The organism is Sphingopyxis sp. JAI108 (assembly GCF_013410105.1).
GTDB lineage: Bacteria > Pseudomonadota > Alphaproteobacteria > Sphingomonadales > Sphingomonadaceae > Sphingopyxis > Sphingopyxis chilensis.
This window is the reverse complement of record NZ_JACCCJ010000002.1, coordinates 40,310-52,780: the sequence shown is the minus strand read 5'-3', so window position 1 is coordinate 52,780 and position 12,471 is coordinate 40,310. Positions and strand designations below refer to the sequence as shown.

Below are 12,471 nucleotides of genomic sequence, written 5' to 3'. Positions count from 1 at the left end.
ACCCGCAAAGATGTGTGCCCGGGCTTTCGGCGGGGTGCACTAGAGGGCGCTTCTGACTCCAAAGCGTTTCCTCCCTACTGATACTCCACCGTCACCGGGATCCGGCCCCGATAATCACCGTCGTCGAGCGCCGCGACTTGCAACCGGCCACCGAAGCGAAACCGCAACCGGCCGTCGGCGCCAAGGCGTGGCGCGGCCGACAGGTCGGTGACAAGGCCGGTGACGCGCGCGGTGCGGCCGTGGCCGCCTTCGAGGTCGACGCTCGCGGGCAGGATCACGCGCACCTCGGCGCCGGGTTCGCCGCGCACGGTCACGACACCGGTCAGCGCCAACCCGCCCAGATCGACGACATCGCCGCGCACGCGCCGCGCGCCAGACACCGGATCGAGCTCGACCTCGCCGCCCATCGCGCCGACGGCGAGGCGGCCCATGTCGAGCCGGGTTTCGACTTCGATACGCAGCAGCGCTTCGGTCTTGGCCGCCCCGCCGCTCGCCGCCTTGTCCTGTGTGCAGAGCAGGCATTGCGCGCCCGCGGAGGGCGCAATGCCGAAAGCCAGTGCAAAGCCAAAGAAAAGACGCAATTTCACATCCATCAGGATAGCCTCGACATGGTTAAGCGGCGGTAAAGCGAAGGCGGCGCTAATCGCTGGCCTGTTTCCCGCTTTTCGGCCACATGTGCGCGATGATCACACCCCTGCCGTGCCCCCGGCTGAACGCCCTCGCCACCGCGGTTCCGGGGCATGACATCCATCAAGCCTTTATCGAATGGGCGACGTCGCGGCTGGGCGACGAGCGTGTGCGCGCGATCTTTATCCGGATGGCGGCGCGGTCGGGGATCGACCATCGTTGGTCGGTGCTGCCGCCCACCGGAGCGGGCGGGTCGCCTGTCGCGGCAGGCGGTTTCTACGACGTTCCCGGCCTGCCGCCCACATCGGTCCGTATGGCCGCCTATGCCGAACATGCGCCCGACCTCGCGATGCGGGCGATCGCGGGCCTCGGCGATGCGCTCGATCCGGCGCGCGTCACACATCTGGTCGTCGCGAGCTGCACCGGCTTCGTTGCCCCCGGCATCGACCAGATCCTCGCGCGGCGGCTGGGGCTTTCCGCGACGGTCGAGCGCGTTCTGATCGGCTTCATGGGTTGTTATGCCGGGGTCACCGCGCTGCGCACCGCACGGCATATCGTGCGATCGGAGCCGGACGCGGTCGTTCTGGTCGTAAGCGTCGAATTGTCGACGCTGCACCTCAGCCTGGCCGACGCGCCCGAACCGCTGCTTGCGATGCTGCAGTTCAGCGACGGCGCGGCGGCGGGAATCGTATCGGCGGCGGCGAGTGGTCTCGAACTGGGCGAAGGCCGCAGCCTTGCGCTGGATGATAGCGAAGAGCTGATCCGCTGGGACATCGGCGACAAGGGTTTCGAGATGACGCTGTCGGGTGAAGTGCCGGGACGGCTGCGCGAAACGCTCGCCCGTCCGGACGTCCAGCGCGAATTGTTCGGCGATGCCGGCGCGCCGCCGTTGCTCGCGGTCCACGCCGGCGGCCGGTCGGTGCTCGATGCGGTCGAACATGCGCTGGCGGTCGCGCCGGAGGCGCTCGGCGATAGCCGCGCGGTGCTCGCGCGTTTCGGCAATATGTCGTCGGCGACGATCTTGTTCGTGCTCACCGACATGATGGCGCGCGGCGCGCGCGGCGACGGACTTGCGATCGCTTTCGGCCCTGGCCTCGCCGCCGAGGCGATCCGGTTCCGGGCATGAACCCCTTCGCCAGCCTCGTGCAGCCGATCGCGCGCGAGGAGGAGATGGACGCGGCCGAGCTGTCGTCCGAACGCTATGCGAAGGTGCTTGCCGACCTGTCGCGGATCAACGCCCTGACGCTGGCGCCGCGCCCGACGCTGGGCTTCCTCGAACGGGTCCGCGCGCGCGGCATCGGCGCCCGGCCATGGCGAATCCTCGACGTCGGCTTCGGTGCGGGCGACATGCTCGCGCGGATCGCGCGCTGGGGCGAACGCCGGGGCATTGGCCTCGATCTCGCCGGGGTCGACCTCAACCCGAAAAGCGAGGCCGTCGCCCGGGCGCGGCTTGGCCGGCGGGCGCGGCTCATCTCCGGCGACTATCGCGATCTGGCCGGACAGGGATGGGACATGATCATGTCGAGCCTCGTCAGCCATCATATGACACCCGTGCAGCGGGCCGAATTTCTGCGCTTCATGGAAAGCGAGGCGGCATGCGGCTGGTTGGTCAACGACCTTCACCGCCACCGCCTGCCCTTTGCCGGCTATCCTTTGCTCGCGACGCTGGCGCGGGTTGATCCGATCGTGCGGCGCGACGGGCAATTGTCGGTCGGCCGCGGTTTTCGCCGCGCCGAATGGGCGGCGATGCTCGCCGGCGCGCTGCCTGACGTTGCAGGCGAATGCCGCATCTTCCGCAGCTTTCCCTGGCGCCTCTGCGTCGAGCGCATCCGGTGACCGGGACCGACGCGATCATCATCGGCGCAGGCCCCGCCGGGTCGGCGGCGGCAATCGGGCTGGCGCGCAGCGGCGCCAAGGCGCTGCTGATCGAACGCGCGCGCGAAACGGGCGATGCGCTGTGCGGCGGTTTCCTGAGCTGGCAGACGCTGGCGCGGCTCGATGCGCTCGGGATCGGCGGGGTATCGCTGGGCGGGCAGGCGGTTCGGCGCGTTCGCCTGTTCGCAGGCCAGCGGCGGAGCGAAACGATGCTGCCGGGCGCGGCGCTTGGGGTGTCGCGTCATCGGCTCGATAGTCTGTTGCAGACCGCCGCGGTGGCCGCGGGCGCGGGGCTCGAACGCGGAGTTCATGCGACGGCGATTGGCGAAGGCGCCGTGCAGACGCGCGACGGCGGGATGCTGGCGGCGCCGTCAATCTTCCTCGCGACCGGCAAGCACGGCTTTCGGAGCTTTCCGCGCGAGCCCGCCCAATGGCAGCGAGGCGACCCCGTGATGGGGTTGCGGCTGCGGTTGCCCGCGCATCCCGGGCTCGAGCGGCTGGTCGGCGATGCGGTCGAGCTGCATCTGTTCGACCGCGGTTATGCAGGGCTGGTACGGCAGGAGGACGGCAGCGGCAATCTGTGCCTCGCGGTCCACAAATCGCGGCTCGATCAGGCCGGCGGCGATCCGGCCGGCTTGCTCCGGGCGCTGGGCGATACGCTCCCGCAGCTTGGCGAGCGGCTGGCGCACGCCGACTGGTCGCAAGACATCGATGCGATCGGCCATGTCCCCTATGGCTGGCGGACCGGGGAGACGGCGCGCGGCCTGTTTCGGCTCGGCGACCAGGCGGGCGTGATCCCCAGCCTCGCGGGCGAGGGCATGGGGCTCGCCCTGGCCAGCGCCGATGCCGCGGTGGCGGCGTGGCGTCACGGCGCCGTCGATGCCGCGCCCCTGTTCCAGCGGCGTCTCGCCGCAGCGATGAAACGGCCGTTCGCGCTCGCCGACATCGTCTGGCGGCTCGGCGAAAACCGGAACACGGCCGGGGTCGTGACGAGCCTGGCGTCACTTTTCCCGTCGCTGGTGCGAATGACATCGCAAGCGACGCGCATCGGCTCGCGCTGATCGCCACCCCCTTGCGGTCGGGCCGCGCGTCACCGATATTGGCGACAATGGCGATGGCCGGACACGAGCCGTCCGAAGGAGATCCTCTATGACCGACCCGAAAACCGAAAAGACCCTCGACCCGATGGCGCATCATGTGCTGCGCGAAGGCGGCACCGAACGGGCGTTTACTGGCAAATATACCGACCACAAGGGCGACGGCGTTTATCGCTGCGCGGGATGCGGCACGCCGCTGTTCGACAGCCGCACCAAATATGACAGCGGGTCGGGATGGCCGAGCTATACCGCTCCTGCCGGCGAGGCCGCGGTCAGCGAGCATCATGACATGAGCCACGGCATGATCCGCACCGAAGTGCGCTGCGCGAAGTGCGAAGGCCACCTCGGTCATGTCTTTCCCGACGGCCCCGGGCCCGAAGGGCTGCGCTATTGCATCAACAGCGCGGCGCTTGACTTCGCGGACCGTGGGCAGGATGAGGCGTCAACCGGCGAAGATTGAACCCCTTCCCGGACTGACGCATCTGGGGCGCAGTGAGGGAAGGAATACGGGCTTTGCGCCGCGAGAGACAGCAGGCTTCGTCGAATAAATCGTCATCGTCCAGCAAAGGCCGCGGCCCGGCACGCGGCGCGCCGCCGCGCTGGCGCCTTTGGCTGCGCCGCGCCTTCCGCTGGGGCCTCGGCCTCGCGGTCGTCGGCCTCGTCGCGCTGGGCGTCGCGGTCGGCATCGCGGTGCAGCGGATGCCGAGCTTCGAGGAGCTCAAGAAATCGCCCGCGGGGCAGACGATCCGCGTCCGCGCCGCCGACGGCACGGTCTTCCTGTCGCTCGGACCCAATTACGGCCGCTGGTTGACCCTGCGCGAAACGCCGCAGGTGATGCAGGACGCGATGGTGGCGGTCGAGGACCGGCGTTTTCGTTATCATCCGGGCGTCGATCCCGTCGGCATGGCGCGCGCCGCGGCGTTTGCCGTCGAAAATTACGGCACCGGGCGCCGGATGCAGGGCGCGTCGACGATCACGCAGCAGCTCGCGCGCAACATCTTCTTGTCGAACAGCTATACTTGGGCGCGCAAGATGCGCGAGATGATCCTGTCGCTCGCGCTCGAATGGAAATTCTCGAAGGACCAGATCCTCGAACTCTATCTGAACAAGGTCTATTTCGGCGGCGGCAGCTATGGCATCGACGCCGCGTCGAACAGCTTCTTCGGCCATAGCGCCACCGAAATGTCGCTGTCGGAGGCCGCCGTCGTCGCCGGGCTCGTCAAGGCGCCGTCGCGCTATTCGCCGACCGCCGACGCGCAGGCCGCTTTGGGTCGCGCCGGCGTGGTGCTCGACGTGATGGTTGACGCGGGCGTGATCACCCGCGCACAGGCCGACGCCGCCGAACCGGCCAATGTCCAGCTCGCCAAGGAAACCGGGCAGAACAGCGCGCGCTATTTCAGCGACTGGGCCTTGCCGCAGCTCGACATGCTGATCGACGAAGGCAGCGAGGCATTGGACGTCTACACGACGATCGACCTCGGCATGCAGCGCGCGGCGACCGCGGCGATCCAGGCCGACACGCCGAAGGGCGTGCAGGGCGCGCTGGTGTCGCTCGACCGCGACGGCGCGGTGCGCGCGATGGTCGGCGGCACCGACTATGTCACCTCAAACTATAACCGCGCGACGCAGGCGCTGCGTCAGCCGGGATCGGCGTGGAAATTGTTCGTCTATATGGCGGCGCTCGAGGCGGGGTATAAGGTCAATGACCCGGTCGTCGACGAGCCCGTCACGATCAACGGCTGGAGCCCGCGCAATTCGTCGGGCCGTTTCGCGGGCACGATGGATCTGCGCAGCGCCTTTGCCTATTCGGTCAACACCGTCGCGGCGAAACTGGGCGACGAAGTCGGATTTTCGGCGGTCGCGAACATGGCGCGCCGCTTCGGCATCACCACCCCCGTCAACACGCACCCCTCGATGGTGCTCGGCAGCGCCGAAGTCCGCGTCATCGACATGACTGCGGCCTTTGCCGCGGTATCGCGCGGCGGCGTGTCGGTACAACCCTATGGCATCACCAAGGTGACCACGGCGAGCGGCGAACTGCTCTATCAGCGCCCTGCCGAGCGCGGAGCCACGCTGGTCGACCATTGGGTCGCCGCGGGGATCACCGACCTTTTGCAAACCGCGGTGAACACCGGCACCGGTCGGGCGGCGCAGATCGGCCGTCCCGTCGCGGGCAAGACGGGAACGACGTCGAGCAACAAGGACGGCTGGTTTCTGGGCTTTTCGAGCGGCATCACCACCGGCGTGTGGATGGGCCGCGATGATGCGAAGCCCGTCGGCGGTCTGCAGGGGGGACGCGCCCCGGCACAGGCCTTCGCCGATTATATGCGCGTCGCGGTCGCGCGGCGACCGGTCGAACAGTTCGATACCGAAGTCGTGTTGCCCGAATGGCAGCTCGAGGACGAGGGCGAAGCCTATATGGGAGAGCCCGGCGAAGAAGGATTCGTCGATGAAAATGGCATGCCGATCGAGCTGCCCTATGATAGCCGGCCGCCCGAACCGACGGGACCGATACCGCCGCCCGCCGACGAAGGGCCCGTGCTCGACCAGCAATGGATCGAGGAGCAGACCGGACGGCGCCCGCCCGCCGACAATGGCGCGGCCCCCAGGAACGGCGGCCAGCCCAAGATCATCACGGTGCCGAAAATCGTCCCGCCACCGACGACGAGACCGCCGCCACAGCGACCGTCGTCGGAGCCTTCCGAATAGCTCCTGACCCTAGGGTCGCGTCCCGAACCGCTCAGGCTGTGAAGCGATAGCGGTGGAGCATACGCCCTTCGCGGCGCAGCCAGCCGCGCGCCGCCGCGACGTCGCCGTCGTGCAGTTCGTCGACAAGCGCGTGGAATCCCGCGCCATGGTCCATGTGCCGCAGGTGCGCGACCTCGTGCGCGACGGTTGCGCGGCGGACATGGTTCGGCGCCATCACCAGCCGCCAGCTGTAGCGCAGGTCGCCGTCGTGGGTGCAGCTTCCCCAGCGGCTGCGCGGATCGCCGACGCCTACGCGCCCAACCGCAAGCCCCGCGACGGCTGCGATTTCGCGGCTCTCGCGTTCCATCAGTTCGAGAGCCTGCGCCTTCAACCAGCGTTCGAGGCGCCGCCCGAGCGTTTCGACCGGGCCGCCGACGTGCAGCCTGTCGTCCTCCATGCGGATCGCGCGCGGTGCGGCCGGCGCCCAGTCAATATGGCGTTCGATCCCGCGGAACGGCAGCACTGAGCCTGGTCCGACCATGATCGGCACCACCGCCTTGCCCGCCTGTTCGGCGAGCCAGGCCTGCTGTTCGTTGGCCCATTTGAGCGCAGCGCGCTCACTGGCGCGATACGGCACCGTCAGCCGCAGTTCGCCGCGCGCGCCATCGAAAACCAGGCGATAACGGCGCGACTGCGCATGGCGGACGACGCGCACCGGCCAGGCGTCGTCCCCGACCCGGATGTGCGGCCGGTCGGTCGACGGATCAAATGATGCGTTCGACAAGATGATTCTCGAGCGGCCCCGCGACATCCTCGCCGACCGTCCAGCCGACGATCGACTGTCCCGCGCGATGCACCGCTTCGCGATCGCCGCAGACGAGATAATGCCAGTCGGGCAAGGGTTCACCCTCCGCGCGCAAGCGATAGGCGCAACTCTGCGGCAGCCATTCGAGGTCATCGACCTTCGCTTTGGTCAGCGTCAAACAGTCCGGAACGTGCCGGCGGCGATGCTTGTAATCGCCGCAGCGCGCGGACGAAAGATCGAGTAGGCGGCACGCGACATTGGTGGGATAGATGCGCCCCGTATCCTCGTCTTCCAGCTTGTGCAGGCAGCATTTGCCGCAGCCGTCGCACAAGGCCTCCCATTGCCCGGCGTCGAGGCTGGCTAGCGGCGCTTCCCAGAAGGGGCGCTCCGATGTCGCCCCCGTCATCGCTATTTGACCCATTTCGCCAGCTCGGCAGCGACCTTGTCGGGCGCGCCCTCGTCGACATCGGTCGAAGGGTCGTCGAGGGGCAGCAGGGCGAGCGGCTTGCCGTCGGGATCCATCAGGAAAGCGAGCTGGCTGTGCGCCATCAGATAGCGGTCGGGTGCCGAGCCCGGCACCTTGTTATATGTGACGACATAGGCCTTGGCGGCCGCGGCGATCTGTTCGGGCGCGCCGGTCAGGCCGAGCAGGTGCGGGTGGTAGCGCGCGACGAAGGGCTTCAGCGCCTCGGGCGTGTCGCGTTCGGGATCGACGGTGATGAAGAGCGGCACGACCTTGGCGCCGCGCGTCGCGTCGGCTTTTTCGAACTGCGACAGGCCGCGCATCAGCTTTTGCAGGTCGACCGGGCAGATGTCGGGGCAGAAGCTGTAGCCGAAATAGACGAGCCGATATTGGCCCGCGAAATCGGTATCGCGGACGGTATTTCCATTCTGGTCGATGAGCGTGAACGGGCCGCCGATCCGCGCACCCTCGAGCGGAGGCTTGGCGGGCGCGTTATCCGCCGTGCCATTGCATCCTGCGAGCGCCGCGCCGAAAGCGAGGATCAGACTTGCACGAACAAGCCTTTGTCCCATATTTGCGATATTCATCATGCGGCCAGCCTTGGTCGGCTAGCCGCCGAAAATCAACCATTGTCGTCGCGGTGCGCGGCGGACAAATTGCCCCAGGGGGTTGCCCGATCATGTTTCGACGCGCGGAGTTCCGCCTCGCCTCTTCCCTCATGCTGCTCGCGGTTGCGGGGCTCGTCCACCCGGCGCAGGCGCAGTTCCGCGGCGGCTATGCCTTTTTGCAGGCGGTCGACAACCGCGATGGAACCAAGGCGACCGAAGCGCTGAAGGACGATCCCTCGTTCGTCAACACGCGCAACCCCGACACGGGCGAGACCGCGCTGATCATCGTCGCCAAGCGGCGCGATATCAGCTGGCTGCGTTTCCTGCTCGCCAAGGGCGCTGATCCGTCGATCGGCGATCGCCAGGACGTGACTCCCTTGATGCACACCGCGCTTATCAACTTCACCGACGGCGCCGAAGAGCTCCTCGACAGGAAGGCGCCCGTCGACCAGACCAACCGGCGCGGCGAAACCGCGCTGATCCTCGCGGTGCAGGCAAAAAATGCCGCGATGGTGCGCCTGCTCGTCAAGCGCGGGGCGAATCCCGACAAGGCCGACCATATCGCGGGCATGTCGGCACGCGATTACGCCAAACGTGACGATCGCAGCGGACGAATTGTCGCCTTGCTCGAAGCCAAGGCCGATGCGCCAGCGCGCGAGTTCGGTCCGACCTTCGGCCCGCAATGACCAGTGGAATGTGATGTATGAATTGACAATCACATTATGATGTGAGACATCGGCATTATGTCTACACAGCTCATCGATCGGATCCGCTCTATCGTCGAGGACGGGACGATGTCCCGCTCGGGCCTCGCGCGCGCCGCCGGTCTTCACGCCAACAGCCTGCGCGACCTCGATTCGCCCGGCTGGAACCCCACCGCCGAAACGCTGCGCAAGCTCGAAAACTGGCTGGCGAACGGCAGCGACCTGTCGCCGATGGCCAGCCCCGAGGAAATTATCGCCGAGGCGCGCAACGGCCGCATGTTCATCCTCGTCGACGACGAGGACCGCGAGAATGAGGGCGACCTCGTCATTCCCGCGCAGATGGCGACCCCCGACGCGATCAACTTCATGGCGACGCACGGCCGCGGCCTTATCTGCCTGACGCTGACGAAAGCGCGCGTCGATACGCTCGGGCTCGAACTGATGAGCCGCCAGAACGGTACGCGGCACGAAACCGCCTTTACGACCTCGATCGAGGCGCGCGAGGGCGTCACCACCGGGATTTCGGCGGGCGACCGCGCGCGCACTGTCGCGGTCGCGATCGACGCTGGCAAGACGCGCGACGACATTGTCACGCCGGGCCATATCTTTCCGCTGATCGCGCGTGACGGCGGCGTGCTCGTGCGCGCCGGCCACACCGAGGCATCGGTCGATATCGCGCGGCTCGCCGGGCTGAACCCCTCGGGAGTGATCTGCGAGATCATGAACGACGACGGGACGATGGCGCGCCTCGACGACCTCATCCCCTTCGCGCGGCGCCACGGGCTGAAGATTGGTACGATCGCCGACCTGATCGCCTATCGCAACCGCAGCGACCGGCTGGTCGAATGCGTGTCCGACGAACCGTTCGAATCGGATTATGGCGGCGACTGGCGGCTCAAATCCTATCGCAACAAGATCGACGGCACGGTCAATCTGGTGCTGCAGAAAGGACCGGTCGATCCCGAGGGCGTGACCCTGGTGCGCATGCATCCCGTCTCGATCTTCGACGATATCATGGGCCGGCCGGGCCCCAAGAAGCGCCGCCTGCAACGCTCGATGGACGCGATCGGCGAAGCGGGCGCCGGCGTGATCGTCATGCTGATGCGCCCGCTCCCCGGTTCTGCCGATGCCGACGCGCTTCCACCGCCCACGGGCGGCATGGATCTTCGCACTTACGGGATCGGCGCGCAGATCCTCGCCGACCTCGGCGTCCACGCGATGGAACTGCTCACCCCCACCCACAGCAATATCGTCGGGCTCGAGGGCTATGGCCTGTCGGTCGTCGGCGAACGCCCCATTCCCGGAGAAGCCTGATGGCGCACGTCCTGATCGTCGAAGCCCGTTTCTACAGCCGTTTGAACGACATGCTCCTCGACGGCGTGCGCAGCGCGCTCGAGGCCGAGGGGCACAGCCACGAGACGGTAACCGTTCCCGGCGCATTGGAAGTGCCCGCCGCGATCTCGCTCGCAGCCGACGCCGGACGCTTTGACGCCTATGTCGCGCTCGGCGTCGTGATCCGCGGCGAGACCTATCATTTCGAGGTCGTGTCAAACGAAAGCGCGCGCGGCATCATGGCGCTGACGCTCGACGGGCTGGCGATCGGCAACGGCATCCTGACGGTCGAGAATGAGGAACAGGCGCTTGCGCGCGCCGACAAGACGCGCAAGGATAAGGGCGGCGAAGCGGCCAAAGCCGCGCTCGCGATGCTGGCCCTCAAGGAACAATTCGGTATTGGTTGATCGCCCGCCCCCCAGCCGCCTCTTCGTCGTCGAACGCGGCGGGCGGCTGGTGGTGATCGACCGGGAAACCGGTCAGACGCCGCCGACGGCGGCCGAGCGGATGGATGCCCATGACCGCAATCTCGGCATCGAACCGATCCGGCCCGCCAAGACGCCACCCAAAACGAGCGCGTCCCCCGACATGTCCGCCGCGGCGCGTGCCGAATCGGGATTGACCGCCCGGCCGGCGCCGGTGCCCAAGCCGGCGGCGCGGCCGACCGCGGCGCATGACAGGAAAGAGCGCGCCGACGTCGCGACCACCGGGCGCAACAAGCCATGGAGCCGGCAACCGACCGATCGCTCCGCGCCGCAAGCTGCCCCCGCGCGAATCGCGAGCAACCCCCCGCTCGCAGGCGGTGGCGCCCGCAAGTCGATCGTGACCAGCAAATGGTGGGACGCGAAGGGACCGCGGACGATCGAACTGGGCCCCAAGGGTCAGACCGAACTCACCGGCGGTTTCATGGCCGTCTTTTTCGGACTCGTCATCGCGGCGATCATCGCGCTCTTCATAGAGCCGCTGCTGCTGTTCGTCGGCGCCTTCGTGCTGTTTCGCTTCGGCGGTAACCTCGTCGGCCCGGTCGGGGCGAGGATCGTCGACAAGGCGCTCGCGGAAAAGGGATGATCCGGACGGCGGGAGCCGCCCGGATCGTCAACCTCTTACGCCGGCTGCAACACCGGATAGTCGATGTAGCCCACCGGCCCCGGCGCATACCAGGTCTGCGGATCGTCCGCCGCCCAGTCGGCGCCCGTGCGAATGCGCTCGACGAGGTCGGGATTGCCGATGAAGGGGCGGCCGAAGGCGATCGCATCGGCGGCGCCGTTTGCAAGGGCGTCTTCGGCCAGCGCCACCGTATAATCGCTGTTGAGGATCAGCGGGCCCTTGAAGGCCTGACGGATCGCGGGCGATTGTTTGGGCACATCCGTCCTGCCGAACGTGCCGTCGGGGCCGGGTTCGCGCAGTTCGAGGAAGGCGATGTCCAGCTCGTTCAGCGCCGCCGCCGCCGCCGGGAACAGCTCTTCGGGCGCGCTGTCGTCGACGCCCTGCGTGTCGCCATTGGGCGAGAGGCGCACGCCGACGCGGTCAGCGCCCCAGACCGCGATCAGCGCCTCGGTTACCTCGCGGAGCAGGCGGATGCGGTTTTCGACCGGACCGCCATAATCGTCATCGCGCAGGTTCGACCCATCGCGCAGGAACTGGTCGATCAGATAGCCGTTGGCGCCGTGCAGCTGGACGCCGTCGAAACCGGCGCGCTTCGCATTTTCGGCGGCCTTGGCATAATCGGCGATGACGCGCGGGATTTCGCCGAGCTCGAGCGGGCGCGCGACTTCATATTCAAGCCGGCCGACGGGGGTGTGCGCCTTGCCGGGTGCCTGCGTTGCCGAAGCCGAGACCGGCGGCTTGCCGTCGTTGAACACCGAATGGACGACGCGGCCCATATGCCAGAGCTGCGCAACGATGCGTCCGCCCGCCTCGTGCACCGCATCGGTCACCGGCTTCCAGCCTTCGACCTGTGCGTCGGTCCACAGGCCCGGCGCACTGGGCCAACCGAGCCCTTCCTGCGAAATGCCGGTGGCCTCGGAAATGATCAGCCCCGCCGAGGCGCGCTGGCGATAATATTCGCGCGCGAGCTCGTTGGGCACAAAGCCGGGTCCGGCGCGGCCGCGCGTCAGCGGCGCCATGATGATGCGGTTCGGCGCATCGATCGCGCCCAGTTTGATCGGATCGAACAGTGATACGGCCATGGTTCCTCCACGTTTCACTTTTGTCAGCGACGACCCCTGCGGCCGCCGCCCTGACCCGCGAAGCTATGGACGCAGCGGGGCCG

At 67.7% G+C, this 12,471-nt stretch carries 14 protein-coding genes; 9 read left to right on the top strand and 5 right to left on the bottom strand.

All coding sequences use genetic code 11. The features are described 5' to 3' along the window. Window positions 1-74: 74 nt before the first annotated feature. Window positions 75-581, bottom strand: a complete 507-nt coding sequence (locus HDC29_RS11255) for a DUF4402 domain-containing protein (RefSeq protein WP_257018248.1) — start codon at window positions 579-581, stop codon at window positions 75-77. 92 nt (window positions 582-673) lie between these two features. On the opposite strand from HDC29_RS11255, the gene HDC29_RS11250 reads away from it, so the two are divergent. From HDC29_RS11250 to HDC29_RS11230, 5 genes are all read left to right on the top strand, one after another. After that, entirely contained in the window at window positions 674-1,753 is a 1,080-nt protein-coding gene (locus HDC29_RS11250) for a type III polyketide synthase (RefSeq protein ID WP_179497574.1), read from the top strand. After that, complete coding sequence (locus tag HDC29_RS11245) at window positions 1,750-2,463, top strand: methyltransferase domain-containing protein (RefSeq protein ID WP_257018247.1); 714 nt, start codon at window positions 1,750-1,752, stop codon at window positions 2,461-2,463. The genes HDC29_RS11250 and HDC29_RS11245 overlap by 4 nt, the downstream gene beginning before the upstream one ends. After that, entirely contained in the window at window positions 2,460-3,563 is a 1,104-nt protein-coding gene (locus tag HDC29_RS11240; RefSeq protein ID WP_179497572.1) for an FAD-dependent monooxygenase, read from the top strand. Before HDC29_RS11245 ends, HDC29_RS11240 begins: the two co-directional genes overlap by 4 nt. 88 nt (window positions 3,564-3,651) lie before the next feature. Next, complete coding sequence (msrB, locus tag HDC29_RS11235) at window positions 3,652-4,059, top strand: peptide-methionine (R)-S-oxide reductase MsrB (protein WP_179497571.1); 408 nt, start codon at window positions 3,652-3,654, stop codon at window positions 4,057-4,059. A gap of 53 nt (window positions 4,060-4,112) precedes the next feature. Continuing rightward, complete coding sequence (locus HDC29_RS11230) at window positions 4,113-6,308, top strand: PBP1A family penicillin-binding protein (RefSeq protein WP_218844511.1); 2,196 nt, start codon at window positions 4,113-4,115, stop codon at window positions 6,306-6,308. Window positions 6,309-6,339: 31 nt separating this feature from the next. Here HDC29_RS11230 and HDC29_RS11225 read toward each other — a convergent pair whose 3' ends face one another. Genes HDC29_RS11225 through HDC29_RS11215 form a run of 3 tightly spaced genes read right to left on the bottom strand, consistent with a single transcriptional unit; the run spans window position 6,340 to window position 8,145 of the window. Further along, window positions 6,340-7,071, bottom strand: coding sequence for a M48 family metallopeptidase (locus tag HDC29_RS11225; RefSeq protein ID WP_257018246.1), 732 nt, complete (start codon window positions 7,069-7,071; stop codon window positions 6,340-6,342). After that, entirely contained in the window at window positions 7,052-7,498 is a 447-nt protein-coding gene (locus tag HDC29_RS11220; RefSeq protein WP_179497563.1) for a YcgN family cysteine cluster protein, read from the bottom strand. The genes HDC29_RS11225 and HDC29_RS11220 overlap by 20 nt, the downstream gene beginning before the upstream one ends. Before the next feature lie 2 nt (window positions 7,499-7,500). Then, window positions 7,501-8,145 carry an SCO family protein gene (locus tag HDC29_RS11215; protein ID WP_179497561.1) on the bottom strand — a complete coding sequence of 215 codons (645 nt, stop codon included), beginning with the start codon at window positions 8,143-8,145 and terminating at the stop codon, window positions 7,501-7,503. Window positions 8,146-8,234: 89 nt separating this feature from the next. On the opposite strand from HDC29_RS11215, the gene HDC29_RS11210 reads away from it, so the two are divergent. From HDC29_RS11210 to HDC29_RS11195, 4 genes are read left to right on the top strand one after another with little or no spacing between them, the layout of a single operon-like run. Beyond that, the gene (locus tag HDC29_RS11210; protein ID WP_179497559.1) at window positions 8,235-8,849 is read left to right on the top strand and encodes an ankyrin repeat domain-containing protein; all 615 of its coding nucleotides are present in this window, start codon (window positions 8,235-8,237) and stop codon (window positions 8,847-8,849) included. A 57-nt stretch (window positions 8,850-8,906) separates the two neighbouring features. Continuing rightward, complete coding sequence (gene ribB / locus HDC29_RS11205; RefSeq protein ID WP_179497557.1) at window positions 8,907-10,181, top strand: 3,4-dihydroxy-2-butanone-4-phosphate synthase; 1,275 nt, start codon at window positions 8,907-8,909, stop codon at window positions 10,179-10,181. Then, window positions 10,181-10,606: a 6,7-dimethyl-8-ribityllumazine synthase gene (ribH, locus tag HDC29_RS11200; protein ID WP_179497555.1), complete on the top strand. Its 426-nt coding sequence runs from the start codon at window positions 10,181-10,183 to the stop codon at window positions 10,604-10,606. Before ribB ends, ribH begins: the two co-directional genes overlap by 1 nt. After that, on the top strand, window positions 10,599-11,267 hold the full coding sequence (locus HDC29_RS11195) for a hypothetical protein (RefSeq protein WP_179497553.1): 669 nt from the start codon (window positions 10,599-10,601) through the stop codon (window positions 11,265-11,267). The genes ribH and HDC29_RS11195 overlap by 8 nt, the downstream gene beginning before the upstream one ends. Window positions 11,268-11,302: 35 nt before the next feature. Here the strand turns inward: HDC29_RS11195 and HDC29_RS11190 are convergent, their stop codons facing one another. Then, window positions 11,303-12,388, bottom strand: coding sequence for an alkene reductase (locus tag HDC29_RS11190; protein ID WP_179497551.1), 1,086 nt, complete (start codon window positions 12,386-12,388; stop codon window positions 11,303-11,305). Between the last annotated feature and the right edge of the window lie 83 nt (window positions 12,389-12,471).